The sequence below is a fragment of the Rhodohalobacter halophilus genome, from assembly GCF_001715195.1.
Classification (GTDB): Bacteria; Bacteroidota; Rhodothermia; order Balneolales; family Balneolaceae; genus Rhodohalobacter; species Rhodohalobacter halophilus.
In genome coordinates, this window is the sequence record NZ_MDWE01000012.1 from 117164 (window position 1) to 131503 (window position 14340).

Genomic DNA, 14340 nt, shown 5'->3' on the forward strand with positions numbered 1-14340 from the left:
AAGTATTACAAGTCTCTGTTCGTCTAACGCCTGGGTATAAAAGGACCCATTTTACCGATTTATGTTGTCAGATCTCTTTACATAATTTTCATGATAACCTCTCTTTAATCACTGATAAACAGTGTTTATAAAATATAGTGATACATTAGTTATACATTAAAAGTGTGTCGTGAAAATGATTTGGTTCTAACCGGCAAACCGGCTTATATTAGTGGGTGTTACATCATAAAACAGTGGCCAATCTTCAGATGTAACCGTCTCAAACCCTCCAACCCCACTCGAATTATATCTGCTTCATTCCCTTATAGTTCATACATTTGCCCATCTATTTGATTTACAAACATTGAATGAAGGCACAATTCCATGAACTTGATGCAATCCGATTTTCTCCACAGACTCACAAACCTTTTACCTGAACATATGAGAGGGGAGAGTGCAGAGGCAGCACTCGGACTGGCTCTTATTTTTCTGATTGCGTCTCTGGTTCATCTAATTATTCGGGTATGGATTGTTCGTTTATTGACGAAGTTTGATGAAAAAACAGAGACGGAATGGTATGCCATCATTCTGAGGCACAAACTTCCACAGCGGGCACTTTTTATGATCCCGCTGTTGATTATATACAACGGGTTAGAACTTGTGCCGCAGTTTCATGAGGATGTAACGAGTTTCATATTAAGAGTCACCGCAGCCTTGATGATTCTTGTAGGTGCCCGGGTTTTCGATGCATTTCTATCATCCATGCACTCACTGTATCTGCTGCGGCCGGATGCTCACTTGACGCCCATCAAAAGCTACATACAATTAGGAAAAGTAATTGTGTATGTTTTGGCAGGTTTCTTCATCATTTCAAGCCTAGCAGATAAATCTCCCTGGTATTTCCTGAGTGGAATTGGTGCCGTTATGGCGATTATTCTGTTGTTATTCAGAGATACCCTGCTCTCGCTTGTAGCCAGTGTTCAGTTAACAAGTAATGATTTAATACGGGTTGGGGATTGGATAGATATGCCACAATTTGGTGCAGATGGTGATGTGATCGACATTGCGCTGAATACGGTTCGTGTGCAAAACTGGGATAAGACAATTACCGTCATTCCAACTCACAAATTTCTTGAGCACAGTTTCCGTAACTGGCGCGGGATGCAGGAATCAGGTGGACGAAGGGTTATGCGATCTTTAAAAATAGATTTATCCACAGTTCGGTTTCTATCCTTTCGGGAAATAGAAAAGCTCAAGGAATCGCACCTGCTCAAAGAGTACATAGAGGGGAAGATGAAGGAGATTGGAGAGTACAACGAAAAATATTTGAAAGGGCATTCCTCAACACTTACAAATGGCCGGTGGTTGACCAATATTGGAACATTCCGAAGATATGTGATTGAGTATTTGAAAAAACATCCCAATGCGCGTCAGGATATGACGATGCTGGTACGTCAGCTCGAGCCGACTGAAACCGGGTTGCCCCTTCAGATATACTTTTTTGCTGCCACTACTGTTTGGGCAGAATATGAGGGTATTCAGTCTGATGTATTTGATCACCTGTTAGCCATCGCTCCGGAATTTGGGCTGAAAGTATTTCAACAGCCTACTGGTTACGATTTCCGTGAACTGAAGCACCAGAATGGATGAAATCAGCCTTGTTGGGATTTAGATCCCTACTCGATTCATGCGGAAAGTACGAAGACAGAGGTGCTTCCCATAGCAGAGGCTCAGAAACCCTATGCTTCATAAGCAAGATTAGGACTCAGCCACTGCTCTATCTCTTTTACGCTCATTCCTTTCCTTCGTGCATAATTCTCAATCTGATCTTTCTGAACATTTCCCAGGTTGAAATATTTTGCCTCAGGATGAGCGAAATAGAGACCGCTTACAGAAGCTGCAGGGGACATCGCCAGATGTTCGGTAAGGCTGATCCCCGTGGCGTTCTCTACATCTAACAGATTAAACAGAGTTCGCTTTTCGGTGTGGTCGGGCTGAGCCGGATAGCCGGGAGCCGGACGAATACCCCGATACTTTTCACGGATCAACTCATCATTATCAAAGTCTTCTGACGGTGAATATCCCCATAAGTTTCTTCGAACTTCTTCGTGGAGAAACTCGGCAAACGCTTCTGCTAATCGATCGGCGAGTGCTTTGGCCAATATTGCGTTGTAATCATCGTGATCCGCCTGAAATTTCTTTACGAGTTCATTTACTCCGTGCCCGGTTGTAACGGCAAAAGCTCCGAGGTAGTCCGCCCGTCCCAAATCTTTCGGAGCAATGTAATCGGCCAACGCTTTATTCGGTTGTCCGGATCTTTTTTCAGCTTGCTGGCGAAGAGTATGAAATGTAGCGATCACCTCTTTTCTCTGTTGATTTTTGTAAAGCTGAATATCGTCACCAACTGAATTTGCAGGAAATAGTCCAACCACTCCATTCGCCGTATAGAGTTTTTCATCAATGATTTTATCGAGAAGATGATTCGCTTCATCAAACAACTTACGGGCTTGTTCGCCTGATTTTTCATCCTGCAATACATCCGGAAATTTTCCTTTCATCTCCCACGCGATAAAAAACGGTCCCCAATCAATGTAGCGACGAAGCTTTTCAAGGGGAAAATTTTTAAACTCAGTCACCCCGGGCGAGCAGGGCGGAGTGATACTCGTTTTTTTCCAGTCTATGACAGTTCGGTTTTCCCGGGCTTCTTCAATTGAGAGATACGTTTTTTTCTTGTTCCGGCTGGAATACTGTTTTCGTAAGCCTATGTATTCCGATTTTATTTCATCCAGAAATCCTTCTTTCAGCGTTTGAGAAACAAGCCGGTTTACAACCGTAACGCTGCGGGAAGCGTCCAGCACATGAATAACCGGTTCATCATAGTTGGGAGCAATTTTTACAGCTGTGTGCATTCTGGAAGTTGTAGCACCTCCGATTAAAAGCGGCGTTTTAAAGCCGCCGTGATTCATCTCTTTGGCAACGTGAACCATCTCATCGAGTGATGGGGTGATCAGCCCGCTGAGGCCTATCACATCTACAGCATGCTCTTTTGCCACGGCCAATATCTTATCGGCCGGATTCATCACACCAAGGTCAATCACTTCGTAATTGTTACAGCTTAGGACAACAGAGACAATATTTTTTCCGATATCGTGAACGTCTCCTTTTACGGTTGCCAGCAACACTTTTGCCTTCGGCTTACTCTCTTTGTTTTGATCTTTCTCCGCCTCAATATATGGGATCAGTATCGCGACACCTTTCTTCATTACCCGGGCGCTTTTCACAACCTGAGGCAGAAACATTTTGCCGGCGCCGAAAAGATCACCAACCACGTTCATGCCATCCATCATCGGACCTTCAATTACTTCAATCGGATGGTCGTACTTCTGCCGGGCCTCTTCCACATCCTCCTCGATGTAGTCCACAATTCCTTTTACCAGCGCATGCTTGATGCGCTCTTCAACGGGACCATTGCGCCACTCATCCTTTTTCTTTTCTGTTTTCTCTTCACCTTGGTCCTTGATGCGGTCGGCATACTCAATCAGTCGTTCGGTGGCGTCATCGCGGCGGTTCAATAGTACATCTTCTACAAGCTCCTTAAGCTCGGGCTCAATCTCCTCATAAACTTCAAGCTGAGTGGGATTGACAATTGCCATATCCAGTCCGGCCTGGATGGCATGATAGAGAAATGCCGAGTGCATCGCCTCCCGCACGGTGTTGTTACCACGAAATGAGAATGAGATATTGCTCAAACCGCCGCTGGTCTGCGCCTTCGGCAGATTCTGTTTAATCCACCGAATCGTCTCAATAAAATCGACGGCATAGTTGTTGTGCTCTTCAATTCCGGTGGCAACCGTAAGGATATTCGGATCAAGGATAATATCCTGAGGAGCAAACCCTACGTCATCAACCAGAATATCGTACGCTCGCTTACAGATCTCTTTCCTGCGCTCAAGGCTGTCGGCCTGACCCTCCTCATCAAACGCCATCACAACCACGGCAGCACCGAAATCCAGAATTTCTCTTGCCTGCTTTTTAAAGGCCTGTTCACCCTCTTTCAGGCTGATGGAGTTCACCACACTTTTCCCCTGCGTGGTTTTGAGTCCCGCTTTGAGTACACTCCACTTTGAGCTGTCTATCATAAAAGGGATTCGGGCAATATCCGGCTCAGCTGCCATTAGGTTGATAAAATCGGTCATAACCTGCTCGGAGTCGAGCAGGCCTTCATCCATATTTACATCGATGATCTGTGCTCCGCCCTCAACCTGATCGCGCGCAACCGAGAGTGCTTCTTCATACTCCTCATTTTTGATGAGTCGTTTGAATTTGGCCGATCCGGTAACATTTGTTCTCTCACCAATGTTCACAAAATTGGTGTCCGGCCGAACAACCAGAGGTTCAAGACCACTCAGACGAAGGTAGGGCTTGGGCTCAGCTTTTGTTCTCGGCTTGTGGTTGGCAGCCTCCTCGGCAATGGCCCGGATGTGATCGGGGGTGGTTCCGCAGCATCCGCCCACCAGATTCACCAATCCCTCTTTAGCATAGTTTTTCAGCTGCTCAGCCATGTAGTTTGGAGATTCATTATACTCACCCATTTCGTTTGGCAATCCGGCATTAGGGTAGAGGCTGGTGAAACAACTGGCGTGTTTCGATAGCTCCTGAATGTAGGGACGCATCTGGCTGGAGCCGAGGGCACAGTTCAGGCCAATACTCAACAGCGGATTGGCATGTTGAACAGAGTTCCAGAACGCTTCGGTTGTCTGGCCTGAAAGGGTTCGGCCGCTCTGATCGACAATGGTTCCGGAAATCATTATCGGTAGCTGCCGTCCAATTTTTCGCATGTGGCGGTGTGCTGCATAGATAGCCGCTTTGCAGTTCAGCGTATCAAAAACGGTTTCAATAAGAAGAGTGTCCACGCCGCCATCTACCAATCCACGGATCTGTTCTTCGTAGGCATCTGCAAGTGTATCGAACGTGATGGCCCGATAGCCGGGATTTTCAACATCGGGGGAGAGGGAAAGGGTTTTGTTGGTGGGTCCGACCGCTCCGGCGACGAATCTTGGTTTGTCAGGATTCTTTTTGGTGAAGGCATCGGCCGCTTCCCGGGCCACCCGCGCCGAAGCAAGGTTTAATTCATAAGCCATATCCTGAAGCAGGTAATCTTCCTGCGAAATGGGATTGGCATTAAAGGTGTTGGTCTCGATCATATCCGCACCGGCATTTAGAAACTGAGAGTGGATCTCTCGGATAATATCGGGTTGTGTTATGCTCAACAGATCGTTATTCCCTTTGAGTTCATTTTCGGCAGGCTTGAATTTTTCACCACGGAAATCCTCTTCCGTAAGCTTATAGCCCTGTATCATGGTTCCCATTGCGCCGTCGAGAATGAGAATGCGCTTATTGAGTATAGAGAAGAGCGGATGAGCGGAACGAGACATAGATTATTTTCTTTATTTACTGCTAAATTTACTGCTAAACGAATGAGTGTGAAAAATCTGCATTTTTAGCCTTAAAAGCATGTTTTGATTTCGTAAGTTTGAAACTTAGAATTGATATAAGATTTTAGACGGTAGATCACCAATGAAAGTAAGTGAACATTACGACAGAGCAACGGAACCACTCATTTCGTTCGAAATTATCCCTCCCAGAAGAGGCGGCGGAATTAAAACCATTTTCGAATCACTTGATCAAATCGTGGAGAAAGTGAGCCCGCCATTTATTGACGTTACCTATCACGCTGCTGAATCGCACGTTGAGGAGCAGCCGGATGGAACATTAAAAAGAGTTGTCCGAAGGAAACGCCCCGGTACCATTGGGTTGTGTGCCGCAATTCTTCACAGGTACAATATCGATCCGGTACCTCACCTTATTTGCGAAGGTTTTACCAAAGAGGAGAGTGAAGACGCCCTTATTGAGCTTAATTACCTGGGGATACATAATGTACTTGCCGTGCGGGGTGATAATACAGGAACGCAAGTACCGATGCATACCAACGGAACAGCAAATAAGTATGCAATTGATCTCGTGAAGCAGATTCAAAACATGAATAGTGGTGAATACCTGGAAGAGCTGGTGAATGCAGAACCGTCAGATTTTTGTGTGGGTGTGGCCGGATATCCGGAAAAACATTTTGAAGCTCCAAATCTTGACTGGGATATACAGCGCCTTAAGGAGAAAGTAGATGCCGGCGCGGATTATGTTGTTACCCAGATGTTTTTTGATAATGATGTCTATTTTAAATTTGTGGAGAAGTGCAGGGCAAATGGAATAGATGTGCCAATTGTGCCCGGTTTGAAAATATTGAGAACGATCAATCACCTGAAAACACTGCCTCGCCATTTTCATCTAAACATCCCTGATGAACTGACCGAAGAGGTCGATGCGAATCCGGGCCGCGTAGAGGAGATAGGCGTGAAGTGGGCACAAAAACAATCGCTTGAACTGATGGAACATGGCGCCCCCGGTATTCACTATTACATCATGGGAAATCCAAAATCGGCCCTCGATGTAATCGATTACATTCAGAATAAATAATAAAGATAATTTTAATTCATGCAGCAGAAGATTCTGATTGCGGACAGCGGCGCTACCAAAACCGATTGGCTTTTTTTTGAAGGCGAGATTCAAAAATTATATCGTACCGGCGGTTTACACCCGGCATATATAGATCCGGTTGCTGATGCCAATGAGCTGCGATCTGAACTGCCGGATATTCAGCCTGACAGGATCTATTTTTATGGTACCGGATTAGGAAATCAAGTTTCAGATGAAAAGATCCATGCTTTTTTGCGTGATGTATTTCCCACTGCGAATAAGATCGTTGTGAAAAGTGATCTTGAGGGCTCAGGGCACGCTTTTTTTGGGGACGAGGATGGTGTAGTAGCCGTTTTGGGAACCGGCTCGGTTTGTGCCAGGATTGAATCGGGCAAGCCGGTTCAGAAATCTGCTGCTTTGGGATATGCCATTGGTGATGAAGGGAGTGCAGCAGATTTAGGCCGGAGAATTTTACGAGGCTATTTCAGAGAGCAGTTTTCAGAAGAGACACTTCATTTTTTGAAGCAGAAGTTAAATCCGTCGGATTACGGCAGTATGATGGCGCGAGTCTATCAAGCCGAAAAGCCCAATCGCGAGCTTGCATCACTTGCAGGTGAAGTGTTGAGCGGATCGTTACCCGAAGAGCTGAACAGTTTAATAGCTCTGGCTTTTGAAGAGTTCATTCATCAACAACTATCGATGTTGAACTTGAACGGCAGTGAAAACATTATTTTTACCGGTAAAGTAGCGGATTCGCACAAAGAAAAACTGCTAAATGTGATGGAAAAATCCGGCTTTTCCAATGTTGAAGTGCGATATCCCGTCATTGAATCATTTCTGGAAAGAGTGAAAAGTCGTTCGATCAAAATCTGGTAAGTTAGAATCACAAATTAATACAATTTCTTTTGATACTCACAGATACCCACTGTCATCTCTACCTCGAACAGTTTAATGAAGATATTGAGGAAGTCTATCGCCGATCGGTAGAAGCGGGAGTTACTCACATATTCCTTCCTGCAATTGATTGGAAATCGTTTGAAAAGATGGATGATCTGTATCATCCGGAGATCACGTTTTACAAAATGGCGGGAATCCATCCTTGCAGCGTGGAAGATGTATGGCCGTTTGAGGAACAGAAGCTGGCTGATCTTTGTGAACGGGATGATGTGGTAGCTATTGGCGAAACCGGACTGGATTACTACTGGAGTACCGATTTTGTGGACCAGCAGAAAGCCAGCTTACGTATGCACTGCAACATAGCCAAAGCTACCGGAAAACCTATTGTACTGCACAATCGAGATAGCACAACCGACCTGCTCGACATGATTGAAGAAGAACAAGATGGAACTCTTACCGGGGTGTGGCACTGCTTCACCGGTACGGTTGCTGAAGGTAAACGGGCTATAGATTTGGGGCTTCATCTTGGAATTGGCGGGGTGTCTACATTCAAAAATGCGGGTGTTAACAAAACCGTATCGCAGCTTCCGCTTGAAAAAATGATACTCGAAACAGACGCACCCTACTTAACACCGGCGCCACATCGCGGTAAGCGGAATGAACCCTCTTACATTAAATTGATTGCGGAAAATCTGGCCGAGTTGCACGATCGATCTTTAGAAGAGATTGCAGAGATTACGACAGAGAATGCATTCAGGCTTTTTGGTGTGAAATAAGGATCATTATCGTCTTTCGAATCCCGAAGAGTTTTTATATCGGTTTGCCCGATGAGTCATAGATTGCAGGTCTCAAGTGACAAGCTCACAAACATATTCAACATTCATTATTCAAAATTTCCTTCTCCTCCCAATGTTTTGCATCGGCAATGATAACCTCACAACTCTGTGACAAAATAGATGATCTATTTGGTAAAACTGCCTCATCAGATCTTTCTATCAATAAAATCTGTAGCTTCAATCGGAAAACCCGTAATTTGTAAGCTTAATTAAAATTATACTACATCGATCTGCAAAACGATCACATTAACAGACATTCCCTGATGACTTACTTTGCATTCGTCCGTAAGGAGAGGCGGCTTCTGACCTTTGCAATATCTTTCACATTTTTTTCGAGTTTTGGCCAAACGTTTCTGCTCTCGCTGTTTGTACCCTATTTTCTGACGACCTTTGAGCTGAGTAACGCTTCTTTTGGTACCCTGTATTCCTTAGCTACACTAACCGGCGCGATCGCTCTTCCCTACCTTGGGCAGTACATCGATCGAATTCCATTGCGAAACTACAGCATGTACGTGGCCGGAGGGCTTTTTCTTGCAGCCGTAATGATGGCGATCTCTTGGCACGTTGCCATCCTATTTATTGCCTTAATCTTCTTGCGATTGGCCGGACAGGGGCTGAGCGGCCATACCGCGCAGGCAACAATGGCTCGCATTTATGATAAAAACAGAGGAAAAGCACTTAGCATTTCAGCAATTGGTTATCCGATAGGGGAAGCGATCCTTCCATCTTTGATCGCTTTTATGATGGTGTATATGCACTGGAGAACCGTCTGGGGGTTTGTAGCGGGATTGATTGCACTTTTCTTCATCCCATTTTTATGGGCACTCATCAAAAATGAGAGTACCACGGTTGAGGGCAGTGAAGAAGAGGTTGGAAGCACTAAAGAAAACTACTCCAAAATTTTTCATGACTACCGTACCTATTACACCATACCGGCAATTTTAATCCCTCCGTTTTGGGTAACCGGTCTTTTTCTATACCAGGTTTCGGCAGCAGACGATATGGGGTGGACAGCCGCAATAGTTGCATCGGCATTTGTGGCATTTGCAGTCAGCCGAATTGTTGCCGGTCTCATCTCCGGTCCGATGATCGATCGTTTTTCTGCTCAAAGCCTATTCCCATTTCTGTTGCTGCCAATGGTCATTGGATTAGCCATAGCTATTTTCTTCTCAGGCACCTGGACCGCGTTTGTTTACATGGGATTTGTTGGCGTTACTCTCGGTTTAAGCAGCACCTTTAAATCCTCATTATGGGCAGAGCTTTACGGAACTCGGATGATCGGAACGGTGCAAAGCCTGTTTGCCTTCATCATGGTATTCAGTACGGCCATGAGTCCATTTTTGATGGGCTGGATGCTTGATAACAATTTTACACTGACATCCATTTTTGTGATTGCTCTCTCTACCGGACTGTTCTCTACTCTGCTTTCGTGCCGTCTTTTGTTTAAGAGTAAAGAATTCCCGTTTTTACATAAAAGCTTATAAACTGAACCGGACGGAAATCATCCTGATTTGAAAGATTGACGGAATGACATTTGAGATTCTATTTGTAATTGTACTGCTAATTGTTGCCGTATTTCTGTTCGTTACAGACTATGTAACGTTCGATGTTGCCGCGATTATCATCATGGTGAGTTTAATGATTTCCGGAATTCTCAGTCCGGCAGAGGGATTATCTGGATTCAGCAACCCGGCTACCATTACGGTCGCTGCCATGTGTATTTTAACTGAGGGAGTGAGACGAACGGGAATTCTCTCACAGGTGGGCGATTTCTTTTCCGGTAAAATTCAGCAGAATTTTAAGGTCTGGTTCTTCACACTTTTACTATTTATTGCTGTGATTTCCGCCTTCATCAACAACACGGCGGCCGTGGCAATCTTTATTCCGGTTATCATGAGTATCGCATCAAAAGCCGGAGTGAGTCCCTCTAAAATGCTCATGCCCCTCTCTTTTGCAGGAATGATAGGCGGGGTAACAACCCTGATCGGAACATCTACAAATATTCTGGTCAGCTCTATAGCTGAGGAGCGGGGACTGGGTGCCATTGCCATGTTTGATCTCACCCCGATGGGACTCATCTTTATGGCCGCCGGATTCATTTTCCTGTTCACCGTTGGTATCAAAATGATTCCTGAAAGAAGAGAAGAGGCGGAGTTGACGAAGCAGTTTGAGCTTCAAAGCTATCTGACAGACATAATCATCAATGACTCTTCGGAACTGGTTGGGAAACTTCTTAATCATAAAAAGTTAACGGAAGCTCTCGATATTGATGTGCTCCGCGTGTTTAAAGACGAAATGGACTCTTCGGCACAGCGGAATGAGGTTTTGATTGAGGCGGGTGATGTTTTGAGAATTCGAGGGAATCCGGAAGAGATTAAAAAACTATTGGATAGAGAGGATATAACGATCAAACCGTCAAAAGAGTGGGTAGACCGGGATTTGGAGCATGGACAGGATTGTGTGGTGGAGGCAGTGGTGACCCCGGAATCATCGTTAGACAGAATGGTTTTAGGCAATTATCCATTCTTTGAACGTCATGGAGCTGTTCCGCTTGCTGTTCGTCACAAGGGAGATTTGAAGCATGAAAATATGAGTCGTGTGAAATTATCCGGCGGGGATACAATTCTGCTCAGTATGAGCAAAGACAGGGTTTCTGAATTGGAACAGGATCCATCATTTTTAGTAGTATCCCGGTTCGATTCAACTTCTCACAGGAGAAAGAAAACGCCGATTGCTCTGGCAATTTTGGCAGGAGTTGTTGCAGTAGCCGCATTTGGGTTAACCTCGATTGTGGTGAGTGCAGTTACCGGGGTAGTTTTAATGATTCTTACAGGATGCCTGAGAACTGAGGAAGCTTACAATTCAATCAACTGGAAGGTGATAATGCTGCTGGCCGGTGTTTTACCCCTGGGAACAGCCATGGATAATACCGGAGCTGCTGAAATGTTAGCCGGTTCAATGGTAGATGTTCTGGCCGGTTATGGTCCTACTGTGTTGATGTCGGGATTTTTTCTGTTGACTCTGATCATTACAGCGGTGATGTCGAACAATGCGTCGGCGGCACTTTTAGCCCCGATTGCCATTGAGGCGGCTTCATCAGTTGGGGTGGCTCATGAACCGTTTTTATATGCCGTTACTTTTGCCGCCTCGTTGAGCCTGATTACACCATTTGGCTACCAGACCAATATCATGATTTACGGGCCGGGCCAGTATGAAGTTGCCGACTTTTTTAAAGTGGGAACGCTGCTCAACGTGATCTTCTGGATTTTAGCTACTCTCTTTATCCCTGTGATTTGGCCTTTTTAGCAGGAATGGAGATCAAACCATTTTTTCAATCCACTTCGGTGTGCTCTTGACAAAACGGTCAATGAGCAGGTACCAGGGAAATCCTATGAGTATCAGCTGCATCACAAATGCATCAAATCGAATATTCATGGTAAGTGTGATTCCGACATGCATGCCAATAAGCATCATTGTGGTGTATGGCCGGATTTTTTTCCACCACATTGTAAAACCAATCAACTCTGTTAACCAGCCGATGAGTAGTATAAGGGATGCTACAGGAAGATGGTTGAGCGCGAGTTCCTGCAGAAAATTTGGTTCGTAATAACCAATGGTAGAGTACACATCGATACTCTTTTCACTGATCCAGAGCCAAAGGTGTCGCCCATCAAACCAGTTTATTCCGGTACCGATCAGTTTCGCAAAAAAAGCAGAGGTGTATCCTAAACCGATGAAAAAGATGGTTGACCCGATGACAAAGCGCGGCATCTGTTTCTTATCGGGGAACCAGATGGAACCGATTGCAAAACAGAGAACAGACATTCCAATCAGGTTCATGCTGTGGGGTATTTCACCCTGCGAAAACCTGGCAACATATTGAATGTGCAGAAGTACCATTACTGCCATGTAAAACCAGTTTAAACCCATGCGGGCAAATGCAATAACGGATAGGAGAGTAATTACAGCCGCATTGATTAAGGCTAAGTTCCAGTCAAAAAAGATGGAGATATCGATATAGTTTGCAATGCCAAGAGGGAGCACTACTTCTGTATTTCGAAGTTCTGTATAAATACCCCATTCCCAGGCGTACTTGATGGTATAGATTAACACAAATAGCTCAAAAATTTTAAAGAAGATCAACTCGCCGGGGGATTGATCTCGGTTTGGTTCAAAGAGTTGATGGCCAATTTTCTCATACCAATTCATCTATCGCCTCCTTTCATATATTCAGCGGCGTTGATGTTGGGATTCAGTTCAGTTCCATCTTTCGTTAGCAGAATCCAGGGAATAATATCAACTGCAACTGAATCTTTGCCGGCAAGATGCCCGTGAGCTTTGACAACCAGCCATTTGTTCTCTTCAAAATTCTGGAGTCCAAACATAATCCGAAGAGCTTCCCTGCGGTTATCCGTCCAGTTCTCAGTTTTGGATACATAGTTGGCAAAATCAATTTCATCTACGCCGTACTCTCTCACGGCGATGGGATCCCCTATAAAATCTTCATTGGTTCGCTGCTGCCAGATCTCTTCGGTGTCGTAACCCGTAACATCCAATACCATTGCGCGTGTCCATGGATTTCCGGCCTGTGAAAACATCGGATAGATACTGAACGGCCAGAATTCCCCTTCATGAGGTGCCACCAGAAGTGCCATGATGAGCAGTGTCACACCAAGTACCTTCATTCCGCGCTTAGACTCATTTTCTGTCATACAGAATTGTGTTTATTGTATTTATCTATAAATGTACAATAGACTGATTCAAAAGAAAAGGCGCAAAACATTAATTCTGCGCCTCTGTAAGTTACGTAGTTATACTAGAAAAACTTCCTACCTTCTGAAGTCCTTCTCCTCTTCAGGTTTGTTGTCCAGAATTGTTTCGATTTCGTTCAGTACATCGTCAGTTAACTTATCCAGCTTGTCGATAGTTTGCATATTCTGCTTAACCTGTTCAGGTTTGGATGCACCTGTAATTACTGTACTCACATGCTCATTTCTCAGGCACCAGGCAAGAGCCATCTCAGGCATAGTAAGACCTGCTTTATCCGCTACGTTTGCCAGTTTACCTACTTTTTTAAGCTTTTGTTTACCCGATTCAGTTTCGAGCAGATTTTCACGCAGCCATTTGTATTTTTCCAGAGAGAGACGGCTGTCATCAGGCACACCGTCATTATATTTTCCGGTTAACAGTCCACTGGCTAAAGGACTCCAGATGGTGGTTCCCAATCCAATCTCATCATAAAGACGTGCATACTCTTTTTCTACCCGGTCGCGATGAAACATGTTGTACTGCGGCTGCTCCATGAGTGGCGGGCGCAAATTCTCTCTTCGTGCAATTTGGTACGCTTCACGGATTTGTTCGGATGACCATTCACTGGTGCCCCAGTAGAAGGCTTTTCCCTGCTGAATCACCTGGTTCATCGCCCATACCGTTTCTTCAATCGGGGTGAACTTGTCGGGCCTGTGACAAAAGATCAGGTCTACATAATCCGTTTGCATCCGTTTGAGAGCAGCATTTGTTCCTTCGATGATGTGCTTGTAGGAAAGTCCTGAATCGTTTGGACCTTCACCGCCCCAAAATATCTTAGTGGAGAGTACAAGATCTGTACGTTTCCATCCTGCTTTCTTTATGATGTTTCCCATCATTTTTTCAGACTGTCCCTCGGAATAAGCTTCTGCATTGTCAAAGAAGTTAACGCCTGCATCGTATGCCTCTTTCATACAGTTGTAGGCGATATCTTCATCAATCTGATCTCCAAATGTAACCCATGAACCAAAGGAGAGTGCTGATACTTTTAAACCCGAGCGGCCGAGAAATCGATATTCCATGATCTAAGTTTGATTTGATTTGCATTTAGCTGTTTCAACAATGTATGAAACTGTAACGTTCTGAGCTTCAGTGAAATTCAGATAGCGTATTCGTTCGGTCAAAAAGTATTCCCATGGTATGACAGTACGCTGTCACCGTCGGGCCTTAATTTAGGAATGGCACGGATACACGGAACAAAACAACGTGCTAAAACTTAAATATTCAACGATCAAGAGAGGAGAACACATGTAGCCGAAGCGGCTCCCACTGCTTCGGCTATTTTTTTATG

The 14340-nt window shown here is 44.8% G+C and carries 10 protein-coding genes; 6 read left to right on the forward strand and 4 right to left on the reverse strand.

The window, feature by feature from the left end; genetic code table 11:
* Nucleotides 1-372 precede the first annotated feature (372 nt).
* Nucleotides 373-1629, forward strand: a complete 1257-nt coding sequence (locus BG260_RS04845) for a mechanosensitive ion channel family protein (RefSeq protein WP_083750104.1) — start codon at nt 373-375, stop codon at nt 1627-1629.
* A gap of 89 nt (nt 1630-1718) precedes the next feature.
* Here BG260_RS04845 and metH read toward each other — a convergent pair whose 3' ends face one another.
* Entirely contained in the window at nt 1719-5414 is a 3696-nt protein-coding gene (gene metH / locus BG260_RS04850) for a methionine synthase (protein ID WP_069130826.1), read from the reverse strand.
* 142 nt (nt 5415-5556) lie between these two features.
* Here metH and BG260_RS04855 point away from each other — a divergent pair, with 142 nt between their 5' ends.
* From BG260_RS04855 to BG260_RS04875, 5 genes are all read left to right on the forward strand, one after another.
* The gene (locus BG260_RS04855) at nt 5557-6510 is read left to right on the forward strand and encodes a methylenetetrahydrofolate reductase (protein WP_069130827.1); all 954 of its coding nucleotides are present in this window, start codon (nt 5557-5559) and stop codon (nt 6508-6510) included.
* Nucleotides 6511-6528: 18 nt separating this feature from the next.
* On the forward strand, nt 6529-7386 hold the full coding sequence (locus BG260_RS04860; RefSeq protein ID WP_069130828.1) for a hypothetical protein: 858 nt from the start codon (nt 6529-6531) through the stop codon (nt 7384-7386).
* Between the two features lie 29 nt (nt 7387-7415).
* Nucleotides 7416-8183, forward strand: a complete 768-nt coding sequence (locus BG260_RS04865) for a TatD family hydrolase (RefSeq protein ID WP_069130829.1) — start codon at nt 7416-7418, stop codon at nt 8181-8183.
* Nucleotides 8184-8506: 323 nt separating this feature from the next.
* On the forward strand, nt 8507-9727 hold the full coding sequence (locus BG260_RS04870) for an MFS transporter (protein ID WP_069130830.1): 1221 nt from the start codon (nt 8507-8509) through the stop codon (nt 9725-9727).
* 43 nt (nt 9728-9770) lie between these two features.
* Nucleotides 9771-11549: an SLC13 family permease gene (locus BG260_RS04875; protein ID WP_069130831.1), complete on the forward strand. Its 1779-nt coding sequence runs from the start codon at nt 9771-9773 to the stop codon at nt 11547-11549.
* Between the two features lie 12 nt (nt 11550-11561).
* Here the strand turns inward: BG260_RS04875 and BG260_RS04880 are convergent, their stop codons facing one another.
* From BG260_RS04880 to BG260_RS04890, 3 genes are all read right to left on the reverse strand, one after another.
* A complete protein-coding gene (locus tag BG260_RS04880; RefSeq protein WP_069130832.1) occupies nt 11562-12452 on the reverse strand; it encodes a hypothetical protein in 891 nt (296 codons plus the stop codon).
* Entirely contained in the window at nt 12449-12955 is a 507-nt protein-coding gene (locus tag BG260_RS04885; RefSeq protein ID WP_069130833.1) for a hypothetical protein, read from the reverse strand. Before BG260_RS04885 ends, BG260_RS04880 begins: the two co-directional genes overlap by 4 nt.
* A 117-nt stretch (nt 12956-13072) precedes the next feature.
* The gene (locus tag BG260_RS04890) at nt 13073-14071 is read right to left on the reverse strand and encodes a potassium channel beta subunit family protein (protein WP_069130834.1); all 999 of its coding nucleotides are present in this window, start codon (nt 14069-14071) and stop codon (nt 13073-13075) included.
* Between the last annotated feature and the right edge of the window lie 269 nt (nt 14072-14340).

What these genes read in the sequence shown, in the direction of transcription:
- BG260_RS04845 (WP_083750104.1), top strand. Translation starts at nt 373, where the DNA reads ATGCAATCCGATTTTCTCCACAGACTCACAAACCTTTTACCTGAACAT.
- metH (WP_069130826.1), bottom strand. Translation starts at nt 5,414, where the DNA reads ATGTCTCGTTCCGCTCATCCGCTCTTCTCTATACTCAATAAGCGCATT.
- BG260_RS04855 (WP_069130827.1), top strand. Translation starts at nt 5,557, where the DNA reads ATGAAAGTAAGTGAACATTACGACAGAGCAACGGAACCACTCATTTCG.
- BG260_RS04860 (WP_069130828.1), top strand. Translation starts at nt 6,529, where the DNA reads ATGCAGCAGAAGATTCTGATTGCGGACAGCGGCGCTACCAAAACCGAT.
- BG260_RS04870 (WP_069130830.1), top strand. Translation starts at nt 8,507, where the DNA reads ATGACTTACTTTGCATTCGTCCGTAAGGAGAGGCGGCTTCTGACCTTT.
- BG260_RS04875 (WP_069130831.1), top strand. Translation starts at nt 9,771, where the DNA reads ATGACATTTGAGATTCTATTTGTAATTGTACTGCTAATTGTTGCCGTA.
- BG260_RS04880 (WP_069130832.1), bottom strand. Translation starts at nt 12,452, where the DNA reads ATGAATTGGTATGAGAAAATTGGCCATCAACTCTTTGAACCAAACCGA.
- BG260_RS04885 (WP_069130833.1), bottom strand. Translation starts at nt 12,955, where the DNA reads ATGACAGAAAATGAGTCTAAGCGCGGAATGAAGGTACTTGGTGTGACA.
- BG260_RS04890 (WP_069130834.1), bottom strand. Translation starts at nt 14,071, where the DNA reads ATGGAATATCGATTTCTCGGCCGCTCGGGTTTAAAAGTATCAGCACTC.